Source organism: Azospirillum brasilense, assembly GCF_003349955.1.
In the GTDB taxonomy this organism is placed as follows: domain Bacteria; phylum Pseudomonadota; class Alphaproteobacteria; order Azospirillales; family Azospirillaceae; genus Azospirillum; species Azospirillum brasilense_B.
The window spans coordinates 1-21,639 of the sequence record NZ_QLKQ01000098.1 but is presented as its reverse complement, the minus strand read 5'-3'; the positions used below and the strand labels follow the sequence as shown (position 1 = coordinate 21,639).

The following is a 21,639-nucleotide window of genomic DNA, read 5'->3' as shown; positions in this document are numbered from 1 at the left end:
TTAGTCCCCTCCCCTGCGCAGCGGGGGAGGGCCGGGGTGGGGGCAGCCCCGGCAACGACTCAGCCCCCCAGATACCCCAGCACGCCCTTCCCCACCCGCGTGCCCATGGCGAAGCAGCCCTGGAGGAGGTAGCCGCCGGTCGGCGCTTCCCAATCCAGCATTTCCCCGGCGACGAAGGTCCCCGGCAGGCGGGTCAGCATCAGCGATCCGTCCAGCTCCGCCAGCCGGACGCCGCCGGCGGTGGAGATGGCGCGCTCGATCGGCCGCACCCCGGTCAGCACCATCGACAGGCCCTTGATCTGGCGGGCCAGCGCCGCCGGGTCGGACAGCTCGGACGCCGGGGTGAACTCGCGCAGCAGGGCGGCGCGCGGGCCGGTCAGCGACAGGGACTTCTTCAGGAAGGTCGACAGCGACTCCGCGCCGCGGCGGCGCAGCCGTTTGGCGATCGCCGACTCCGGCAGGTCCGGCATCAGGTCGATGGTCAGGGCGGCCCAGCCCTCGCGCTCGATGGCGTCGCGCAAGGGGGCGCTCAGCGCGTAGACGGCGCCGCCCTCGATGCCGGTCTCGGTGATGACGAACTCGCCCTTCAGCCGGCGGTCGGCGAAGGCGAGGCCGACGCTCTTGACCGGCTGGCCGGCGAAGCGCTCGCGCAGGTGATCGGACCAGGGCACCTCGAAGCCCATGTTGGACGGGCGCAGCGGCGCGATGTCCACCCCGCGCGCCGCCAGCAGCCCGGTCCAGGCGCCGTCGGAACCGGTGCGCGGCCAGCTCGCCCCGCCCAACGCCAGCAGGGTGGCGCGCGGCGCGACGGTGGTCTCGCTGCCGTCGCCGCGCTGGAAACGCAGCGCGCCTTGCTGATCCCAGCCCAGCCAGCGGTGGCGGGTGTGCAGGGTGACGCCCAGCCCCTCCAGCCGGCGCAGCCAGGCGCGGACCAGGGTGGAAGCCTTCATCTGCACCGGAAAGACGCGCCCGCTGGAGCCGACGAAGGTCTCGATCCCGAGACCCGCCGCCCAATCGCGCAGGTCGGCCGGGGAGAAGCCGGCCAGCAGATCGGCGAACAGCGGCGCCTGCGCGCCGTAGCGGGCGGTGAAGGCGTCCAGCGCTTCGGAATGGGTCAGGTTCAGCCCGCCGCGCCCGGCCAGCAGCAGCTTGCGCGCCGGGGTGGGCATCCGTTCATAGACGGCGACCGAGCGGCCCGCGGCGGCGATGACCTCCGCCGCCATCAGCCCGGCCGGGCCGGCGCCGATGATCGCGACGTCGGGAGATAAAGCGTCGGGAGATAAAGCGTCGGGAGAGGAAACGGTGTCAGGGGCGTCGGTCATCGGGTCCCCCGAGGGGCAGTAGGAAGTTTACCGGTCCCGTCCGCACCGCCTTCGCCAAAGGAAAAAGCAGCGTCGGACGGGACCGGGGCACTCAAGAAGCGGGAATCGGCGGCGCGGGACCGGATCAGTCCGCGTCGTCCTCCTGGGCCACCTCGTCGGCAAGGTCGTTGGCCATGTCGGCGAAATAGCCCGCGTCCACCTCCAGCCCGTTCTCCTCGCAGATCCGCATGAAGATGCGGTAGGCGTGCAGGATCGCGACGTCGAGGACGACGAGGTCGCCCTCCTCGCTGTGCTTGTCGGTGACGCCACGCTCCTGGAGCGTGCCGACGATGTCGTGAGAGGCGGCCTGAAGCACCGCTTCCATGGCTTGTTTGTGCAGAGTCGACATCGCGGGGGTCCTCTTTCTCAAGTGGTCGTCTGCCGTCGGGCGCGGCGCGTTCAACGCCGGCCCGTGGTAGAAAACCCCTCTTAGCAGCTTCGGGTTCTCGCCGCAGCGATCATCGCGCGCCGTCCTTCGCATGGCTCTGCAGATAAGTCAGCAGCAGACGGCCCTCCTCCTCGTCCAGCGGGGTCAGCCGCTTCATGGCGTTCATCTTGCCGATCCAGGCGTTCGCGTCGAACTCGCCCGGCGGGTGCGGCGCGTGGCACAGCGAGCAGTTGGCGTCGTAGATCCGCGCCCCGTAATCCCACAGCGCGCCGAGCGTCGCCACATAGCCGCCCGCCCCGGTCCAGGCGGTCAGGCGGACCTCCGTCCAGTCCTGTTCGGTCTCCGGATCGGTGACGCGGCGCAGCACAGCCGTCTGCCCGGCCGCCGCCGCGTCCAGCTTGACCGTGGTGATGCGCTTGCCCGGCTGGGCGTAGAGGGTCTGGGCAGAACTGCCGCGCTGCCAGCCGGTGATCTCCACCCGCAGGGCGCCGCCTTCCGTTGCCAAAACCTTCACCGGCGTCGCCGCGGCGATCTCGCCGTCTCCGGCGCTCCCAGGAGTCGGCAGCGCGCCGTACAAGGCGAGGCTGGTCAGGGCGTAGGCGGTGTCGCCGGGCTTGAGGGCCAGCGCTTTCGCCTGATCCGACAGACCGGCGAAAAGTTGGCGATGGCCGGCGGTGACGTCGGGGAAGCGGTGGGCGATGCCCTTGTGGCAGTCGATGCAGGTCTTGCCGGCCTTCTCCGCCCCCTCCATGGCGCTGGCCGCCTTCGGCGTCTGCTTGTGGAAATCCATGGCGCCGAAGGAATGGCAGTTGCGGCATTCCTGGCTGTCGGTGGCCCGCATGCGGTCCCATTCGCGGCGCGCCAGCGTGTGGCGCTTGGCCTCGAACTTCTCCTTGCTGTCGATCGAGCCGATGAGCCAATGGTACAGCTCGCCCGACGCCTGCACCTTGCGGATCACCTTGTGCGTCCAGTCGCGCGGGACGTGGCAGTCGGCGCAGGTGGCCCTTACGCCGGAAGCGTTCCGGTAGTGCGGCGAGACTTTGTACTCGACATACACGGTGTCGCGCATCTCGTGGCAGGAGATGCAGAATTCCATGCTGTTGGTCGCTTCCATCGCGGTGTTGAAGCCGCCCCAGCCGACCACCCCGACGACGACGCCCACCAGACCGGCCAGCGCGAGCGCCCCGAAGCCGCCCGCCAAGCCGCCCGCCGTCTTCCATCCCCACCGCATGTCGATACCCTGGACACCCTGGCAATCTTCAACCCTCTCCCCTCTGGGGAGAGGGTGCCCGCGAAGCGGGCGGTGAGGGGGTTGCGCGTGGCGGCACGTCCGGCACAAGCGCACCCCCCTCACCCTAACCCTATCCCCGCTTTCGGCGGACCAAAGGTCCGCCTGTCGCGTCAGCGCAAACTTCGTTTGCGCGTGAGCGGAGGGGAGAGGGAATACCCCCCGAACCGTCAGTCGAAGGGATGCGGCTTCGGCGTCTTGTCCGTGGACGGCGGCAGGATCGGCAGAGCGAAGCTCGGCTGGTCACCGGTCAGCGTCTTCAGGAAGGCGACGATCTTGGCGTTCTCGTCGGTCGAGAACTTCTTGCCCAACTGGATGCGGCCCATGACGTCCACGGCGTCGGACAGGGTCGCGGCCTCGCCGTCGTGGAAGTAGGGGTAGGTCAGCGCGACGTTGCGCAGCGTCGGAACCTTGAAGTTGAAGCGGTCGGCCTCCTCCTTGGTCACCGCGATGCGGCCCTCGGCGGGGTTGTTGGTCTTGTAGGGCTCGACGACGCCCATCTTCTGGAAGGTGTTGCCGCCGACGGCCGAACCGTTGTGGCAGGCGGTGCAGCCCGAGTCCTTGAACAGCTCGTAGCCTTCCAGCTCGACGGTGGTCAGGGCCTTCTTGTCGCCCTTCAGCCACTGGTCGAAGCGGGAGTTCGGCGTGACCAGCGTCTCCTCGAAGGCGGCGATGGCCTTGGTCACTTCTTCGATGGTGATCTTCGTCTCGCCGAAGACCTCGGCGAATTCCTTCTGGTATTCGGGGATGGAGCGCAGCACCTCGACCGCCAGGGCGTGGGTGGAGCCCATCTCGCCGGGGTTGGCGATCGGGCCGCCGGCCTGTTCCTGCAGGGTCAGGGCACGGCCGTCCCAGAACTGCGCCACGTTCAGGCTGGAGTTCAGCACGGTCGGCGAGTTGATCGGACCCTGCTGCCAGTTGTGGCCGATGGAGGTCTTCAGGTTGTCGGTGCCGCCCATGGACAGGTTGTGGCACGAGTTGCAGGAGATGAAGCCGGATTTGGACAGCCGGGGATCGAAGTAGAGCTTCTTGCCGAGTTCAACCAATCCGGGATTGGTGATCTTCGCCGGCTCGATCGGCGAAATCGGTTCGCCGGCGGCGAAAGCGGGTGCGCCGAAGGTGGCGACGGAGGCCGCCAGCATGGCCGCGAAGGACACGGCAGCACGCATGGACATCGCACTTCTCCCTTATCGAAGTTCTAATATTTTGGCTAATGCCTTGATGCGAAATGACAGTGGCACGCGTCGCTCTGGTGATACCAGTGACAGGCGTGTCGCGCGGCAATGCGTCGCATGTCCGTATACAAATTGTGCCTACTGGAAACAGTCACCGGTGCCGGCATGACAATGGGGCGGCGGGAGAACCCGCCGCCCCATCGGGACGCCAATCAATTGATGATTTTAAGTTGTGCCTACTCGGCAGCCGCCTGGCTGGCCATGCCGCCCTGCGCGCCGGCCGGCATGCCCTTCGCCACCTCGTCCGCCGTGGCACGGTGGACCGTCACGGAGCCGGTCCACTGGCCCCAGGCTTTCGGGTCGATGGTGTCGCCGTTCCTGCCCAGCGCCTTCAGCCGCTTCTGGTCCTCGTCGGTCAGCACCTGCCTGGGCAGGGGGGCCAAGCCGGCGACGTCGGCGGCGGTCATGCCCAGCAGGCCGGCGACCCGGCTGCCGTAATCGTCATGGATCAGGAAGAAATGCCAGAGCATCCGCTCCTGGACGTCGCGTTCGCACTGGCCGAGCAGCGTGCCCATGTTCAGGACCAGATCGTCGCGCTCCCAGTCCATCATGGTGCAGTAGCGGGCGCGCGCCTGGACATAGTCGTTGCGGCGCTCGATCACGCTGCGGGTCAGGCGGCCGTGGATTTCCGGCGGGTTGTTCGGCTCCTCCCGCTGGGCCTCGGTCAGGCCGTTGTGGATGGACGGCTCGAAATTGACGTGCGGGTTCTGCCCCGGCGCCAGATCCCGCTGGTAGGACATCTGACCGCCCGACAGGTTGGTGGCGACCGCCGCGTTCTTGGCTTGGTTGATCGGCAACTGCTGATAGTTGGGTCCGACCCGGTAGCGCTGCGTGTCGGAGTAGGAGAAGGTCCGCCCGACCAGCATCTTGTCGTCCGAGAAGTCCAGACCGTCGACCAGAACGCCGGTGCCCATGGCGATCTGTTCGTTCTCGTTGAAGACATCCTCGACGTTGCGGTTCAGCGTCATCACGCCGACGTGGCGCAGCGGGAAGTCCGACTCCGGCCAGATCTTGGTGTCGTCCAGCGGGTCCCACTCCAGCTCGGGATGGTCATGGTCCTCCATGACCTGGACGAACATGTCCCATTGCGGGTAATCGCCCCGGTCGATGGCCTCGAACAGGTCCTTGGAGGCGGAGCCGAGATCCTGCCCCTGCACCTTCGCCGCCTCCTCCGCCGTCAGGGAGGCGACGCCGCAGCGCGGGTGGAAGTGGTACTTGACCAGCACCGTGTCGCCGTTGGCGTTCACCATCTTGTAGGTGTTCACGCCGAAGCCTTCCATGTGCCGGTAGTTGGCCGGAATCCCGCGCGGGCTGAACAGATGGGTCAGCATGTGCATGGATTCGGGCGTCTGGCTCATGAAGTCGAAGATGCGGTTCGGTTCCTGCCGGAAGGTCACCGGATCGGGCTTCAGCGAATGGATGACGTCCGGGAACTTGATGGCATCGCGGATGAAGAAGACCGGCAGATTGTTGCCGACGAGGTCCCAGTTGCCGTCCTCGGTGTAGAACTTCACCGCGAAACCGCGCGGGTCGCGGGCCACCTCCGACGAATCGCGCCCGCCGATGACGGTGGAGAAGCGGATGGCCAGCGGGGTCTTCTTGCCGGCCTGTTGGAACAGCTTGGCGCGGGTGTATTTGGAGGCCGGCTCGTCGCCGATCTTGCCGGTGGCCTCGAACTCGCCGTAGCAGACGAAGCCGCGGGCGTGGACCACGCGCTCCGGAATGCGCTCGCGGTCGAAGTGAGAGATCTTCTCCAGGAACTGGTAATTCTCCAGCGTCGCCGGGCCGCGCGCCCCCACGGTGCGCTGGGATTGGTTGTTGGTGATCGGGTGGCCCTGACGGTTGGTCAGAGTCTTCGATTGGTCAGCCATCGCTTTCTCCCTGAACAGCAAGCCGTGCCGGCGCACCCCTGGGGCGTCCGGTTGGGAGGTCAACGGCCGCAGTTTGGAACCGTTCCAATCCAAAACGTCGGACGGCGGCATCCTGTCCGTCAGGGAGATGCCCAAACGGAAAAGGGCGGCCCCGAGGGACCGCCCTTTCCGCAATCGTCGTGGATGACGTGAGCTATTAGAAGCCCATGCCGCCCATGTCGTCCATGCCACCCGGCATGCCGGCCGGAGCAGCCTTCTTCTCCGGCTTCTCGGCGATCATCGCCTCGGTGGTGATCAGCAGGCCGGCGATCGAGGCCGCGTCCTGCAGGGCGGTGCGAACCACCTTCACCGGGTCGATGATGCCGGCGGCGACCAGATCGGTGAACTCACCCTTCTGGGCGTCGTAGCCGAAGTTGGCGTCGTTCTGGTCCAGCAGCTTGCCGACCACGATCGAACCGTCGGTGCCCGCGTTGTAGGCGATCTGACGGACCGGGGCCTGCAGGGCGCGGCGGATGATCTCGATGCCGACGCGCTGCTCGTCGTTGATCGGCTTCAGGGTCTCCAGGGCCTTGGTGGCGTACAGCAGAGCGGTGCCACCGCCGGCGACGACACCCTCTTCCACCGCGGCGCGGGTGGCGTGCATGGCGTCGTCAACGCGGTCCTTGCGCTCCTTCACCTCGACCTCGGTGGCGCCGCCGACGCGGATGACGGCAACGCCGCCAGCCAGCTTCGCCAGACGCTCCTGCAGCTTCTCGCGGTCGTAGTCCGAGGTGGTCTCCTCGATCTGCGCCTTGATCTGGCCGATGCGGGCCTGGATGTCCTCGGCCGAGCCGGCGCCGTCGACGATGGTGGTGTTCTCCTTGGAGATCACGACCTTCTTGGCGGTGCCCAGCATGTCGATGGTGACGTTCTCGAGCTTGATGCCGAGATCCTCGGAGATGACCTGGCCGCCGGTCAGGATGGCCATGTCCTCCAGCATCGCCTTGCGGCGGTCACCGAAGCCCGGGGCCTTGACGGCGGCGACCTTCAGGCCGCCACGCAGCTTGTTCACGACCAGGGTCGCCAGGGCCTCGCCCTCGACGTCCTCGGCGATGATCAGCAGCGGACGCGAGGACTGCACGACGGCCTCGAGGACCGGCAGCAGGGCCTGCAGACCCGACAGCTTCTTCTCGTGGAGCAGGATGAACGGGCTCTCGAGGTCCGCGATCATCTTGTCGGCGTTGGTGATGAAGTACGGCGACAGGTAGCCGCGGTCGAACTGCATGCCCTCGACGACGTCCAGCTCGGTCTCGAGGCTCTTGGCCTCTTCCACCGTGATGACGCCCTCGTTGCCGACCTTCTCCATCGCCTGGGCGATCATCTTGCCGATCTCGGCTTCGCCGTTGGCGGAGATGGTGCCGACCTGGGCGATCTCGTCGTTGGTCGTGACCTTCTTGGCGCGGCCGCGGATGTCGGCCACGACGGTCTCGACGGCGAGGTCGATGCCGCGCTTCAGGTCCATCGGGTTCATGCCGGCGGCCACCGACTTCACGCCCTCGCGGACGATGGCCTGGGCCAGAACGGTCGCCGTGGTGGTGCCGTCGCCGGCCAGGTCGTTCGTCTTCGACGCGACCTCACGCACCATCTGGGCGCCCATGTTCTCGAACTTGTCCGACAGCTCGATTTCCTTGGCGACCGAGACGCCGTCCTTGGTGATGCGCGGAGCGCCGAAGGACTTCTCGATCACGACGTTGCGGCCCTTCGGACCCAGCGTCACCTTCACGGCGTCGGCGAGGATGTCCACACCGCGCAGCATCTTCTCGCGCGCGGAGGCGGAGAACTTAACTTCCTTGGCAGCCATTGCTCACTTCCTTGAAATTCGGGGGGTTGGATCGCTCAGCGCGGGCGGAGGCTCAGGCCTCGACGACGCCCATGATGTCGGATTCCTTCATGATCAGGAAATCCTCGCCCTCGATCTTCACCTCGGTGCCCGACCACTTGCCGAACAGGATGCGGTCGCCGGCCTTCACGTCGAGCGCAACGACCTTGCCGCTCTCGTCACGGGCGCCCGGACCAACCGCGACCACCTGGCCCTCCTGGGGCTTTTCCTTCGCGGTGTCGGGAATGATGATCCCGCCCTTGGTCTTGGTGTCGGACTCCAGACGCTTGACGACGACGCGGTCGTGCAGCGGACGGAACTTCATGGGGATGCCTCCAGGATCAAGGCTTATTGAAAGGATTGGCGCCGGGCTCGGGGCTGTTAGCACTCTCCCCCGGCGAGTGCCAGACAGCTAATCGAGCTGCGGTTTCGATTCAAGAGGGTCGTTGCGGCAATCGGTGCGATTCCTGGCAGCAGTCGCCCTGTTCTGCTGCTAACACATTGAAATAGCAGAAAAATTTTTGTTGCTTGCCGCAACCGCGAACGGCACACTTTCACAAAAGAATCACCAGGACGCAGCGGAAGGACGCCACCGGTTCCACCATCACGGAGGCAGAGCATGGCCAGTCTGGGGCTTCAGCTTCGCGACTACCGCCTGACCACGGCGGAGATTCTGTACCACATGCCGGACCACCCGCACCTGCTGCAGAGCTATCTCTGGCAGGAATTGGACATCGCCCCGGGCTACCCGGTGCTGCGCCGGTTCCTGGATTTCTGGCAGGCCAACCTGGACGGCAAACTGCATTCGGTGAAGCTGGCGACCAACCGCCTGATCACGCCCGGCGAGGCCCGCGCGGTGGCTGCGGAGTTCCGCTGGACCTGACGCCCCACACCCCCGAATCGCGGGAAAATGTGAAAAAATAAACCATTATTAAGAGCATAACTCTTTCGATACCCTTTCCTCAGCACGAACTGTCCGTGCCGATGCACGTCCACGACAAGCTGAGGAACGACGATCATGACGACGCCGGTCTGCGAAGAAGCGGTCAACCTCGTGAAGCATTTCGAGGGGCTTTACCTCAACGCCTATCTGTGCCCGGCGGGGGTGCCGACCATCGGCTACGGCCACACCGCCGGGGTCGAGCTGGGGCAGAGCATCTCCTCCGCCCAGGCCGACGATTTCCTGAAGTCGGACCTGACCTCCGCCGCCGCCCAGGTGGACAAGCTGGTCACCGTCGCGCTGAACCCGGACCAGCGCGGCGCGCTGGCCTCCTTCGTGTTCAACCTGGGGGCCGGCAGCCTGCAATGCTCGACCCTGCTGCGCCTGCTGAACCAGGGCGACTACGAAGGCGCCGCCGGCCAGTTCGGCCGCTGGGTCTACGCCACGGTCAACGGCGTCAAGACGCAGCTTCCGGGTCTGGTGAAGCGCCGCGCCGCCGAGGCCGACCTGTTCGAAAGCGCCACCACGCCGCTGCCCCAGGCGTCGGTCAGCACCGCCACCGGCGCGTGAACGCTTTTAGATAACCCTCTCCCCTCTGGGGAGAGGGTGGCCCGAAGGGCCGGTGAGGGGGATGTGCGTTTCGGTACGTCCGGCAACAGCGCATCCCCCTCACCCTTAACCCTCTCCCCAGAGGGGAGAGGGAAAGAACGTCCCCCTCACCCCTTCCGCTGGCCGGTCAGCCGCAGGCCGCGGTCGATCCACTGGGCGGTCAGCTTTTCCTGGACGGCGTTCTGGCGCAGCCGCTGGTTCAGGTTGGCGAAATCCACGCGGTCCAGGCTCTGGTCCTGGTTGAAGCAGGAGAACACCACCGTCTCCGCGCCGGTCGCCGGGTCGGTGTGCCGTTGCAGGCACTGCGCGCAGACTTCCTTCATCATGCATTGCATGGGGGAGTTGATGGAGCCGATGGCCGCGTGGCCGGGCTTCAGGTACGGCTTCAGCAGGCCGTGCCGGGCCGCCCCCACCGCCGCCATCATGCGGTCGGAGCCGATGGCGACGATGCGGTCCACCGTCTCCAGCGGAATGTCCGCCGGCCCCAGCTCGCCCGCCGCGTAGGCGCGCATGGCCTCCACGATGTTCCCGACGAAACTCAGATCACCGGGGCGCGACGGCGCGAAGCCCGGCGCCTCGTCGCAGCACCAGACAACGCGGTCGGCGGCGGCCTCGATCTGTTCGGTCTTGTAACGGTCCTCCATCCGCTTGTAGCCGGCGAAGTAGACGACGCGGTTGCCGCGCGCCCGGCAGGCCTGTCCGATGGAGAAGAGCACGGCGTTGCCCAGCCCGCCGCCGACCAGCGCCACCGTTTCGCCCTCCGGGATCTCGGTCGGGGCGCCGGTCGGTCCCATCGCCACCACCGGGTCGCCGGGCTTGAGCAGGGCGCAGAGGTCGGACGAACCGCCCATCTCCAGAACGATCATCGAGAGCAGCCCGGCCGCCTTGTCCACCCAGGCGCCGGTCAGGGCCAGCCCTTCCATCGCCAGCGTGGTCCGGCCGATCCGTTGCGCCAGCGTTTCGAAATTCTGCAGCCGGTAGAACTGTCCGGGTTCGAAACGGCGCGCCGCGGCCGGAGCCTTCACCACCACCTCCACGATGGTCGGGGTCAGGCGGGTGACGCTGTGGACCAGGGGCCGCAGCTCGGCGTTCAGGCGCCGCACCAGCGCCTCCGGCGTCACCGAACTGGGCGCCCGGCGGGCCAGGGCGCGGCTGACCACCGGATAGCCGCGCTTCGCCCCGCCCATCGCCTTCACCACATTGCCGGCGAAGGACGGATGCAGGTCGCCGAAGAAGCTGAGGAAGCGCCCATTCGGCGCCCGCGCCATCAGCACATGCGCCTGGGCCGGCTTGCTCGTCCGTTCCGGCGTCACCGGATTGCCGTCCTCGTCGATGGCGCGGAAGCAGCGCCCGTCCAGTTCCACCCACTCCGGCTCCTCGCGGGCCAGGACGGTGTTCGGCTGGGTGCCGGCGGCGACCAGAATGGTGCGGGCGGGAAGGCGAGCGTCCACCGCGGCGGGCGCCACCACCCCGTCCGGCCCGACCGGGCTGATGGCAAGGTGAATGGCCCGCGCGGCGCCCGATTCGTCGATCTCCACCCCGCGCGGGGCGGCGCATTCCAGGAAGCGGATGCTCTCGGCCAGCCCGTGCGCCACCTCCTCGTGGTTCAGCGTGTAGCTCGGGCTGTCAATCAGCCGCCGCCGATAGGCGATGGTCGAGCCGCCCCAGGATTGCAGCAGCGCCGTGACGCGCGGCTCGCGCCCCTGCTCGCCGGCCTCCAGGCGCTCCGCCCGGATGGCGCGGGCGTGGGCCAGGAACTCGTCGGCCAGTTCGGCCTCGTCGGGCGTCCAGCGGGTGCGCACCGCCGCCTCCCCCCGCTCGGCCACCAGGACCTCGTAGCGCGAGAGAAACTTTTCGACCTGAACCGGGTAATAGGCCAGCGCCTCCGTCGCCGTGTCGATGGCGGTCAGCCCGCCGCCGATCACCACGATGGGAAGCCGGACCTGGAGGTTGGCGATGCTGTCCGGCTTGGCCGCCCCGGTCAGTTGCAGCCCCATCAGGAAGTCCGAGGCCTGCCGCACCCCGCGGGCCAGCCCGTTCGCCATCGGCACGACGGTCGGCTTGCCCGCCCCCATGCACAGGGCGATGTGGTCGAAGCCCAGCTCCAGCGCCCCGTCGATGGTCAGCGTGCCGCCGAAGCGCACCCCGCCGATGATCGTCATGCGCGCCCGGCGTTCCAGCAACAGCCGGATCACCTTCAGGAAATTCTTGTTCCAGCGCACGGTGATGCCGTACTCGGCCACCCCGCCGAAGCCGGCCATCACCCGCTCGTCCAGCCGGTCGTAGAGGTCGCGCACATCGCGGATCGGCCGGAAGGGCACCCGCGTGCCGCTGGGCAGGACGCCGGAGAGGTCGGCGGGCAGCGGCTCGATCTTCAGCCCGTCGATGCCGACCACCGTGTGGCCGTCGTTCATCAGATGGTGCGCCAGCGTGAAGCCCGCCGGCCCCAGCCCGGCCACCAGAACCTTGTAGCCGCTGTCCGGCCGCATCAGCGGGCGGCGCAGGTCCAGCGGGTTCCAGCGGGTCAACAGGCTGTAGATCTCGAAGCCCCAGGGCAGCTCCAGCACGTCCTTCAGCGTGCGGGTCTCGGCCTGCGGGATGTCCACCGGCTCCTGTTTCTGGTAGATGCAGGCCTTCATGCAGTCGTTGCAAATGCGGTGGCCGGTGGCCGCGCACATCGGGTTGTCGACCACCACCACGGCCAGCGCCCCGATGGGCACGCCCTCGGCCTTCAGAGCGTGCATCTCGGAAATCTTCTCTTCCAAGGGGCAGCCGGCCAGCGCGACGCCGAAGGCGCTCTTCTGGAACTCCCCCGTCTTGCGGTCGCGCAGCCCCTTGGAACAGCTGTCCTTCCCCTGGTTGTGGCACCAGATGCAGTAGTTGGCCTCGTCCAGCGCCCCGGCCAGATCGGTGCCGGGGTCGGTGAGGTGGAAGCCCTGCCGCTCACGGCCGGCGTCTTCGGGCAGGCGCATCATGGTGACGCCGTGAAGCTCCACTGTCTCCACCGGGACCAGACGCTGCGGGTCGGTGCGGTGCGGCACCTGGAACAGCACGCCGCCGCCGTGCCGGGCGCGCCCGGCCTCGCTGAAGACCGCCCAGGCGGCGTATTGGGCGGCGCTGTCGAGCTGGTCGGCATGGGCCGCCTCGTCCTCCATCCAGGCCAGCACTTGTCGGGCGAAAGCGGCCTCGGTCAGCGGGCCGCCCAACCAGTCCTCCAGCCTTGCCGCCAGCTCCGCCCCGTCGAGCGCCGCGACCGCCTCCGGCTTCACCGCCTTGGCGGCGCGGCGCTGAACGAACAGGCGCTTGGCGGTGTAGAGCGGCGCCAGCTCCGTGTGGCGGGCGCGCAGCTCGTCGAGCGCGGCGCGGATGCCGAACAGGTCGCCGATGACATCCTCGGCGTGGGGGGCGAGCGCGATCAGCAGGTCGCTTTCCGCCCGGACCTCCAGCCGGTCGGGCTGGGCGCGGGCGGAGAGCAGCCGGTTGGCGAGCGCCAGGTCCGTGTCGGACAGCCGGGCGAGGAAGGCGCGGTCGAGCCGGGCCAGCCCGTCCTGCCCGTAAAGCTCGTGGAACGACAGGCCGAAGCCGAGGGTGAGGTCCGCCATCGCCGCCCCGCATCCGAAGCCGTTGGTAAGACTGATATTTGTAACACCCACGGCGCGCCGCCTTCACCCGAAACCGGTGTCCGGTGCGGTGGGGTAACCCGTGTCCGTTTGACGCAGCCGCTGCCGCACCCCACATGAGCCGGTGGTCCCTATCCCCCCGGACCTTGTCCGCATCTTCCGGAGCCGCCCGTCCGTGACCGACATCACCGCCCCCGCCTACGCCGGGAAAGACGTCCGCGACCCCGCTTCCACCCGTCCCATCGCCTATTGGCTTCTCGTCTGCTGCGCGATGGTCTTCGCCATGGCGGTGATCGGCGCCATCACGCGCCTGACCGAATCCGGCCTGTCGATGGTCGAGTGGAAGCCGCTGATCGGCATCCTGCCGCCCCTGTCGGAGGCGGAATGGAACCGCGTCTTCGGCCTCTACCAGACCACGCCGGAGTTCCGCATCTACAATTCGGCGATGGATCTGGCGGCCTTCAAGCAGATCTTCTGGTGGGAGTGGTTCCACCGCTTCTGGGGCCAGCTGATCGGTTTCGTCTTCCTGATCCCCTTCCTGCGCTTCTGGGTCAACGGGCGGATTCCCGCCGCCCTGTGGCCGAAGCTGGCCGGGCTGTTCCTGCTCGGCGGACTCCAGGGGGTGATCGGCTGGTACATGGTCAAGAGCGGGCTGGTCGACCGGCCCGACGTCAGCCATTACCGGCTGGCGCTGCATCTCGGCACGGCGATCGTGATCTACGGGCTGCTGCTGCGCACCGCGCTGGGGATTCTCGACCCGCTGCCGCTGGCCGGCTGGGCGACCGAGTCCGGCCGGCTGCGCAAGCACGCGCGCTGGGCCCTGGGGCTGACCGGCGTCACCATCGTCTGGGGCGCCTTCGTCGCCGGGACGGACGCCGGGCTGGCCTACAACACCTTCCCGCTGATGGCCGGCCACGTCATCCCGCCGGAGGTCGCCAACCTGACGCCCTGGTGGATCAACTTTTTCGAGAACACCGCCGCCATCCAGTTGACGCACCGGGCGCTGGCGCTGCTGACCGGCCTCGTGGTTCTGGGACTGGCCCTGCGGGTGTGGGTGGCCCGTTTGCCGGGCCGCGCCGGGCGGGTGGCGCTGCTGACCGCGGCGATGGTGCTGGTCCAGATCGGGCTGGGCATCGCCACGTTGCTGAGTTTCGTGTGGATCCCGCTGGGCGCCGCCCATCAGGCGGGGGCGATCCTGCTGGTGTCGGGGCTGGTCTGGCTGCTCCACGAGCTGCGCCCGGTGGGCGTTCCGAAGCGCTGAACGGAAGTCCCCCGCCCGCCGCAACGCGGCGGGCGGGGCTGACGGGCCTCAATCGTGCTTGCGGATGAACTCCCGCACCGCCGGCATGATGCTCTCGCGCCAGCGGCGGCCGTTGAAGATGCCGTAGTGGCCCACACCCTTCTGGAAATGGCGGGCGCGCATGGCGTCGGGCAGCGAGGCGCAGAGGCGGTGCGCCGACTCGGTCTGGCCGGGGGCGGAGATGTCGTCCAGCTCGCCCTCCACCGTCATCACGGCGGTCCGGCGGATCGCCGCCGGCTCCACCTTGCGCCCGCGCGACTCCATGGTGCCGTTGGCGAGCGAATGCTTCTGGAACACCGTCTCGATGGTCTGCAGGTAGAACTCCGCCGACAGGTCCATGACCGACAGATACTCGTCGTAGAAGCGGCGGTGTTGCTCCGCGGAATCGCCGTCGCCGCGGACAAGGTGGCGGAACAGGCCGACATGCTCCCCGATGTGGCGGTCCAGATTCATCGACATGAAGCCGGAGAGCTGGATGAAGCCCGGATAGACCTGACGGAAGCCGCCCGGATAATAGGCCGGGACGGTGGTGATGACGTTGCGCTCGAACCAGGAGAGCGGGTGGGTCGCCGCCAGCTTCACCGGCACGGTCGGGTTGGCCATCGGGTCGATGGGGCCGCCCATCAGCGTCATGGAGCGCGGCTGCACCGCCTCGTCGCCGGCCGCCATCAGCGACACCGCGGCGAGCACCGGAACCGCCGGCTGGCACACCGCGATGACGTGGGTCTGCGGCCCGAGGACGCGGATCAGCTCCGCCACCGTGTCGATGTAGTCGTCGAGGTCGAACCGCCCGCGCGCCAGCGGCACCAGCCGGGCGTCGATCCAGTCGGTGACGAAGACGTCGTGGTCGGCCAGCAGCGCCGCCACCGTGCCGCGCAGCAGCGTCGCGTGGTGGCCCGACATCGGGGCGACCAGCAGGACGCGCGGCTGCGCCGGGGTGCCTTCCGGCTTGGCGAAGTGCAGCAGATTGCAGAAGGGCTTGCGGTGGGCGATGCGCTCGTTCACCGCCACCGTCTCGCCGTTCACCACCGTGGTCTTCAGGCCGAATTCCGGCTTAGGGAAGCGGCGGGTGGTGCGCTCCAGCAATTCCGCGCCGGCGGCCATGGCGCGGCCGACGCGGGTGTAGGACACCGGGCTGAACGGGTTCTGGAAGGTGTGCTGGGTCGCTTCGGCCAGGAGGCGCATCGGGCGCAGGGCGGCGTGCTGCAGATCGTAGAGATGGTAGAGCAACAGGTCCTCGCTTCGGCGGTTGTTCCCACGCCCGATCGGCTGGGTGCTGTCTTTGATCGACCGTCGTTGGGCGGCCGCTATTGGTCGTATGACCAACCAACAGATTGGCCAGCCCTTATCCGAAAGGTCAATAGCCGACACCCGTTCTCGGGCAAAAAACTTACAGGAGAAACAGTCAGCCACACGAAACAGACCATGCAACGCTGCACTGCAAAAGAGGCAAGGCAGGCGGATCAAGCCCAAAGAAAAAGGCGCGCCCGCGGAACCGCGCACGCGCCTTGCAGCCATCAAGGGATCGGCATACCCGAGCGGGAATATCGGTTATGGCACCGCCACGGTGGCGCGCACCGGCAGATGGTCGGACGCGCGGCGCGTCAGCACCGTGCGCACCACCTCGTAGGACGGGATGGTCAGCCCGTTGTTCACATAGATGCGGTCGAGCCGCAGCGTGGGCATCCGCGCGTGGAAGCTGCGCGGGCTGGCCCAGTCGGGGAAGGCCTCGGCCAGCTTGCGCAGCCGGGGCGAATTCGGCGCCCATTCGTTGAGGTCGCCCATGAACAGGGTCGGCAGGGCCGGCTGTTCCTCCAGCCGGTCGACGATGGCGCCGACCTGCCGCGCCCGCTCCCACGGGTCGAGGCCGAGATGGGCGACGATGATGCGCACCGGGCGCCCCTCCACCTCGACGATCACGTCGATGCCGCCGCGCGGTTCCCGCCGCCCGACGCTGAGGTCGATGGGCTCGCATTTCAGGACCGGCAGTCGGGTCAGGATGGCGTTGCCGTAATGGGCGTGGGCGTTGTGCTTGGTCGGGCCGGCGTGGGCCTTCAGTCCGGTGGCGCGTTCCAGGAAGGCGAACTGGTCCAGCCCGGATTCGCCGCGGTGGTGCCAGCCGACCTCCTGGAGCCCGACCAGATCGACGTCCAGCTCCTTGATGACCTCGGCGATGCGGTCCGGCGCGAAGCGCGCGTCCAGCCCGACGCAGCTGTGGATGTTCCAGGTCGCCACGCGCAGCGGCGCCATGCCCTCCGGCACCGGGCCGCTGCGGCTGTCGACGCGGCGCTTCGGGCGGCGGACGCGGGCGGCGCGCAGAGCGGAGGCGATCCGCTGCACACGCTCTCGGCTGAATCGGATCACCGCTGTTGGTCTCCCTTGACTGCTTCTCCAATGGCCGGCCCGGCGGTTGGCCGTTTCGCCGCCAAGGCCCGCACCAGCCGATTGCCGGCCCAGCCGAGCCCCAGCGCGGTCACCGCCGCCAGACCCAGAAGAACCATGTCGGTGGGCGTCGGTTCCGTCAACACACGCTCAAGCTGGTGCCCGAGCAGGTTGAAGACAAGGATTCCCGGCGCCATCCCCAGGATCGTCCCGAACAGATAGTCGGCAAACCGGATGCGGGAAGCCCCGGCGACGAGGTTCACCACGGTGAAGGGGGCGACCGGCACCACCCGCAGCGCCGCCATCGCCAGCACGCCGCGCTCGCCGAGCGCATCGCTGGCCCGCCGCACCACGGCACCGCCGTAGCGCTCGATGGGGCGTTGGCCGGTGAGCCGCCCCACCCAGAACAGCGCCGCGGCGGAGGCCAGCACCCCGGCCAGCGCGGTCGGGAAGCCCATCCACGGCCCCAGCGCGATGGCCGTCGCCGCGATCAGCAGCAGCACCGGAAACAGCACGAAGCCACCGGCGACGTAGAGCAGGATCAGCCACAGCGGCCCGAAGGCCGACTCGCGCAGGCGCTCGAAGGCGTCCAGCACGGCGTCCAGCGTCGCCCAGTCGCGCAGCGGCGTGTGGTTCCACAGCCCCCACACCCCGCCGACCACCGCCAGGATGATGCCCAGGGCCAGCCAATGGTGACGGCGCGGGATGCGCGACGGCAGGACGCGCCACACGATGTCCACCGCCCCCACCGGGCGTTCCGGATCGAAGAGCTTGGAGTCGGCGACGGCGGCTGCGAGCAGGCCGGGGTCGGCATCCTCCAGCGGCTCCAGCGTCCGCCCGCCGGGCCGGCTCAGCGCCTCAACCGTGCGGATGAGCGAGCCGGAGCGGCGCAGCTCCGCCGTCACGCTGTCCGGCGCCACCCCGAGATGCTCGGCGAGCAGGTCGTCGCGCACCCCGGCGATGGCCTGCCGGGCCTCGCGCCCTTCCGCCTTGCCCGGCGGCGCCTCCAGCGCCAGGTCGCATTCGGTGTCCAGCCCCATCGACCGGTTGTTCAGGTTGGCCGAGCCGATGCGCAGAATCCGGTCGTCCACCACCATCACCTTGGCGTGGATGGTGATGCCGACGCTGCCGGTCTTGGCGCTCTCGGTCTTGGCGATGTAGAAGCGGAAGCGCCCGTTGCGGTCGGCCTCGCGCAGTTCCTTCACCAGCCGGGCGCGGGCGCCGAGCATCACGGTGTTCTCCAGCCAGCTCGACGTGCGGGCGGAGTTGACGACGATCACCTCCGGCCCGTCCGGCTCGGCCAGCCGTGCCTTCAGCGCCTCGGCCACGGCGACCGAGGCGAAATACTGGCTCTCCAGGTAGATGAAGCGCTCGGCCGCGGCGATGGCGGCGGTGTAGAGCGCCTCGACCTCCCGCACCTCGGCGCGCCCGTTGTAGCCGGGTTCGGTGCGGGCGATGCCGACCGGCATGCCCTTCAGCAGCGGGACGAGCTGCTGCGGCCAGGGGTCGGGGCTGTCCGGCCCGGCCCGGCGCGCCTTCAGCCGCAGCCGCCGGGGGCGCTTGCCGTCGGCAATGCCGCCACCGCCGCCAAGCACGTCCATGGCCGGCGGCGACAGCACGCAGCCGGTGGCGCGGCGCCAGCGCTCGCGGAACAGGTCGCCCAGCGCGCGGGCGGCGTCGCCGTCCACCGCCATCATCACGTCGTGGAAGGGCTCGTAGGGGGTGCCGTCCGGCTGGCGGCGCAGCGGCTCGTCGGCGCGGTGGGCGCGGGTGTCCCAGCGGTTGGCGGTGATGTCCAGCCCGCCGCAGAAGGCCAGCCGGTCGTCGATCACCAGCATCTTCTGGTGGTGGCAGGCCCCGGCGGGATGGTCGCCGTCCAGCCGGTACTGGAGCCGCGAATGGCTGAGCCAACTCCGCAGGAACAGCGGTTGCGACCAGCGGGCGAGGTCGAACAGCTCGGCGAAGTCCCACTTCAGCACATGGATGGTCAGGTCCGGGCGGGTCGCCGCCAGCCAGTTCAGCAGGTTGCCGAGCTTGTCGGGGCGGCGCGGGTGGCGCGCCTGCGGGGTCAGCCGGATGCGGGCGTCGAAGTCCCAGGCGGTCAGGTAGATGCTGCGCCGCGCCTGCCGCATCGCCGCCTTGGCGAACGCGAAATAATCCTCCGCATCGACAATGACCCCGACCCGCTCCGCCCGCTCCACCCGCCAGCAGGTGCGGCCCGGCACCAGCAGCGGGTCCGCGGCCGCGCTGGAAAGCGCCGCGGCAGGCGCTGGTTCAAATGGGATTGGGAAGGACGGCTGGTCGGGCATGGGACGCGGCTGGACCGGGGTTCCTGCGGGGATCGGCATCGGGGGTTCACATATGGTGCGTCCGGGACGGGCTGCGACCGGCCAGGAAGGCGGATGCCCGAACAACACCGCAGCCGCCCAACCCTCCCCACCCCCCGCCGAGAGGCGAAATTCCATTGCCCGACCGGCCGGGACCTGGGTACCGTCAGGAGGACTCCATTCGTGTCCGCCATTGTCGGATGATCCGCCTGTTGTGATCCGCTTGTCCGCCGTCCCCTCAAATCCGATTGTCGCGGTCGCCCGCTCCCGGCGGGGCCGATGCTGAGCCTCGTCCTGCGCCGGGTGCTGGCCGTGGTGCCGGCCCTGCTGGGCCTCGCGCTCGCCGCCGCCGTGGTGGCCGCGCTGGCGGGACCCGGCTGGACGCAGGCGCTGGGCGCCGTTCTGGCCGCCCTGCCGGCGACGCTGGCGCTGGTCGTGCCGGCGCTGGCGCTGGGGACCGGGGTCGGCGCCCTGCTCGGCGTCCTAGGCGGGGCGGGCGCCGTTCTGGGCGGGGTGGGTCCGGCCATGCCGGGCTTCCTGCTGGCCGCGGTCTTCGCCGCCACGCTGGCGAAGGCGCCCGTCCTGCTCGGCCTCGCCGCCCTCGCCCTGCCCGCCGCCGCCCAGGCCGCGGCGCTCGCCGGCCGGGCGCGGGCCGGGGCGGAGGACACCGTTCTGCTGGCGGCGCGCGGGCGCGGGATGGACGGCTCCGCCCTGCTGTGGCGGCTCGCCCTGCCGCTGGGGCTGTCGGCGGCGATGGGCGGTCTGCGCAGCGCCGTGGCCGGGACGGTGACCGCGGCCGTGGCGGTGGAAACCCTGTTCGGGACCGGCGTTTCCGGCGCCGGGCGGCTGTTCGTCGAGGCGGCGCGCGCCGCGGACACCGGCATGGCCGTCGCGGCGCTCGCCGGGCTGTGCGGCCTCGCCGTGCTGCTGAACGCGCTGTGCGGCGCGCTGCGCGGCTGGATCGACCCACGGGCCCGGATGGCCTGATGCACGGACCCGCCGGCACCGATCCCCGCACCGATCCGCACTGGCGCGACGGCCCCTGGCAGAAGGCCGGGCAGCGGCTGACCGCGCACCGCCCCGCCGCCGCCGGGCTGACCCTTCTGGCGGCGCTGATGCTGGCGGTGGCGGTCGGCCTCGTCGCCGGGGGCGGCCCGTTGGGGGCGGCGCTGGCCGCCGGGCACCAGAGCCTGACCTTCGCGCTGCTCGCCGGGTTGGGCGGGGCCGCCCTCGGCCTGCTCTGGGCCGTCATAGCGGTTGCTCTGGGCGAGCGGGCGGAGCGGGCGATGATGGCGCCCGCCACGGCCCTGACCGGCCTTCCCCTGGCGCTGGTCCTGCCGCTGGCCGGCGGACTGCTGGGTCCAACGCGCGGGCTGGCGCCGATGGCGGTGGTGACCGCCCTGATCGCCGCCCCGGCGGTGGCCGTCATCGCGCGGGACGAGCTGCGCGCCCTGCTGCGGCGGGAGTTCCTGAGCGCCGCCCAGGCCGCCGGGATTGCCGACGGGCGCCGGCTGCGCCGCCACATCCTGCCCAACGCGGTTTTGCCGCTCGCCGCCGCGGCCTGGACCGCCCTTCCCCGCGCCCTGATGGCGGAAAGCCTCGCCAGCCTGCTCGGGCTCGGCCTGCCGGAGGGGGTGACCGGCTGGGGAACCGCCATCGGCGCGGCGGCGCGGGCGGGCGACGCCACGGCGCTGGCCGGGCCGGCGCTGCTGCTGGCGCTGACCCTGTGGGCGCTGCACGGGGTGGGCGACGGAATGCGGCTGGCCTTCTCCACGGCCGGGGGGCGCCGGTGAGCGGATCGGACGAGCGCGCGCCGCTGCGGGTGGAGGGGCTGTCCCTGCTGACCAGCCGCGACATCCTGCTCGACCGGCTGAGTTTCGCCGTCGATCCCGGCGCGGTGCTGGCCCTGTCGGGCGGCGCCGGCACGGGCAAGACGCTGCTGCTGCGCGCTCTGGCCGGCCTCGCGCCCAAGGGCATCACGGTGCTGGGCGGCATCCGCATCCAGGGGCGGCGCACCCTGGTCACCCAGGATGGCGCCCTCGACCCGCTGCGCCCGCTCGGCGCCCAGTTCGTGGAGCTTCTGGCCCACCAGTCCGGGATGGACGAGCGCACCGCCCTGCGCCGCGCCGCCGAGGCGCTGGAGCGCTTCCAGGTGCCCGCCGCCGCGCGCCGGCTGGCGCTCCACCCGCACGAGCTGGGCGAGGCGATGCGCTGGCGGGCGGCGCTGGCGCTGGCCATGGCGGCGGAGCCGGCGCTGCTGCTCGCCGACGCCCCCGCCGCCACGCTTGACCCCACCCAGCGCGTCCGCCTGCTGAGCGACCTCGCCGCCTGGACGCGCGAGGCCGGGACGGCGCTGCTGCTGGCCGGGCGCCCGGAGCCCGACCCGGTTCCTTCCGGTCTGGCCGACCGTCGGCTGATCCTGGCCCAAGGCCGCCTGGAGGAACCGGAGGAGCCCGCCCC

Annotated in this window: 17 protein-coding genes; 6 read left to right on the top strand and 11 right to left on the bottom strand. The window is 69.6% G+C overall.

Annotated features, from left to right (window positions below; translation table 11 throughout):
• Positions 1 to 59: 59 nt before the first annotated feature.
• The 7 genes from DXK32_RS28550 to groES all read right to left on the bottom strand — a co-directional run bounded on the left by DXK32_RS28550 (position 60) and on the right by groES (position 8,326).
• Positions 60 to 1,322, bottom strand: coding sequence for an NAD(P)/FAD-dependent oxidoreductase (locus tag DXK32_RS28550; RefSeq protein ID WP_114861594.1), 1,263 nt, complete (start codon positions 1,320 to 1,322; stop codon positions 60 to 62).
• A 124-nt stretch (positions 1,323 to 1,446) separates the two neighbouring features.
• Positions 1,447 to 1,710 carry a hypothetical protein gene (locus tag DXK32_RS28545; protein ID WP_114861593.1) on the bottom strand — a complete coding sequence of 88 codons (264 nt, stop codon included), beginning with the start codon at positions 1,708 to 1,710 and terminating at the stop codon, positions 1,447 to 1,449.
• Between the two features lie 109 nt (positions 1,711 to 1,819).
• Entirely contained in the window at positions 1,820 to 2,980 is a 1,161-nt protein-coding gene (locus DXK32_RS28540; protein ID WP_114861592.1) for a NapC/NirT family cytochrome c, read from the bottom strand.
• A 227-nt stretch (positions 2,981 to 3,207) separates the two neighbouring features.
• Positions 3,208 to 4,212, bottom strand: a complete 1,005-nt coding sequence (locus DXK32_RS28530) for a cytochrome-c peroxidase (protein ID WP_282184613.1) — start codon at positions 4,210 to 4,212, stop codon at positions 3,208 to 3,210.
• A 236-nt stretch (positions 4,213 to 4,448) separates the two neighbouring features.
• Complete coding sequence (locus DXK32_RS28525; protein WP_114861591.1) at positions 4,449 to 6,143, bottom strand: catalase; 1,695 nt, start codon at positions 6,141 to 6,143, stop codon at positions 4,449 to 4,451.
• 196 nt (positions 6,144 to 6,339) lie between these two features.
• Positions 6,340 to 7,983, bottom strand: coding sequence for a chaperonin GroEL (gene groL / locus DXK32_RS28520; RefSeq protein WP_114861590.1), 1,644 nt, complete (start codon positions 7,981 to 7,983; stop codon positions 6,340 to 6,342).
• Between the two features lie 52 nt (positions 7,984 to 8,035).
• Entirely contained in the window at positions 8,036 to 8,326 is a 291-nt protein-coding gene (gene groES / locus DXK32_RS28515; protein ID WP_014239088.1) for a co-chaperone GroES, read from the bottom strand.
• Between the two features lie 294 nt (positions 8,327 to 8,620).
• On the opposite strand from groES, the gene DXK32_RS28510 reads away from it, so the two are divergent.
• Both DXK32_RS28510 and DXK32_RS28505 read left to right on the top strand, forming a co-directional pair.
• Positions 8,621 to 8,884, top strand: coding sequence for an usg protein (locus tag DXK32_RS28510; RefSeq protein WP_114861589.1), 264 nt, complete (start codon positions 8,621 to 8,623; stop codon positions 8,882 to 8,884).
• A 135-nt stretch (positions 8,885 to 9,019) separates the two neighbouring features.
• Positions 9,020 to 9,511, top strand: coding sequence for a lysozyme (locus DXK32_RS28505; protein ID WP_114861588.1), 492 nt, complete (start codon positions 9,020 to 9,022; stop codon positions 9,509 to 9,511).
• A 146-nt stretch (positions 9,512 to 9,657) separates the two neighbouring features.
• Here the strand turns inward: DXK32_RS28505 and DXK32_RS28500 are convergent, their stop codons facing one another.
• Entirely contained in the window at positions 9,658 to 13,152 is a 3,495-nt protein-coding gene (locus tag DXK32_RS28500; protein WP_114861587.1) for a pyridine nucleotide-disulfide oxidoreductase, read from the bottom strand.
• A gap of 193 nt (positions 13,153 to 13,345) precedes the next feature.
• On the opposite strand from DXK32_RS28500, the gene DXK32_RS28495 reads away from it, so the two are divergent.
• Positions 13,346 to 14,431: a COX15/CtaA family protein gene (locus tag DXK32_RS28495; RefSeq protein ID WP_114861586.1), complete on the top strand. Its 1,086-nt coding sequence runs from the start codon at positions 13,346 to 13,348 to the stop codon at positions 14,429 to 14,431.
• 48 nt (positions 14,432 to 14,479) lie between these two features.
• Here DXK32_RS28495 and DXK32_RS28490 read toward each other — a convergent pair whose 3' ends face one another.
• The 3 genes from DXK32_RS28490 to DXK32_RS28480 form a co-directional block, all read right to left on the bottom strand.
• Positions 14,480 to 15,700, bottom strand: a complete 1,221-nt coding sequence (locus DXK32_RS28490; protein WP_114861585.1) for a polyhydroxyalkanoate depolymerase — start codon at positions 15,698 to 15,700, stop codon at positions 14,480 to 14,482.
• A gap of 321 nt (positions 15,701 to 16,021) precedes the next feature.
• Complete coding sequence (locus tag DXK32_RS28485; protein ID WP_051658011.1) at positions 16,022 to 16,834, bottom strand: endonuclease/exonuclease/phosphatase family protein; 813 nt, start codon at positions 16,832 to 16,834, stop codon at positions 16,022 to 16,024.
• Positions 16,831 to 19,077 carry a VTT domain-containing protein gene (locus DXK32_RS28480; RefSeq protein WP_247877392.1) on the bottom strand — a complete coding sequence of 749 codons (2,247 nt, stop codon included), beginning with the start codon at positions 19,075 to 19,077 and terminating at the stop codon, positions 16,831 to 16,833. The genes DXK32_RS28485 and DXK32_RS28480 overlap by 4 nt, the downstream gene beginning before the upstream one ends.
• A 381-nt stretch (positions 19,078 to 19,458) precedes the next feature.
• Here DXK32_RS28480 and DXK32_RS28475 point away from each other — a divergent pair, with 381 nt between their 5' ends.
• The 3 genes from DXK32_RS28475 to DXK32_RS28465 all read left to right on the top strand — a co-directional run.
• Entirely contained in the window at positions 19,459 to 20,166 is a 708-nt protein-coding gene (locus DXK32_RS28475; protein ID WP_114861583.1) for an ABC transporter permease subunit, read from the top strand.
• The gene (locus tag DXK32_RS28470; RefSeq protein ID WP_114861582.1) at positions 20,166 to 20,972 is read left to right on the top strand and encodes an ABC transporter permease subunit; all 807 of its coding nucleotides are present in this window, start codon (positions 20,166 to 20,168) and stop codon (positions 20,970 to 20,972) included. The genes DXK32_RS28475 and DXK32_RS28470 overlap by 1 nt, the downstream gene beginning before the upstream one ends.
• On the top strand, positions 20,906 to 21,639 hold a 734-nt coding region (locus DXK32_RS28465), incomplete at its 3' end, for an ATP-binding cassette domain-containing protein (RefSeq protein WP_432612369.1). The genes DXK32_RS28470 and DXK32_RS28465, both read left to right, overlap by 67 nt.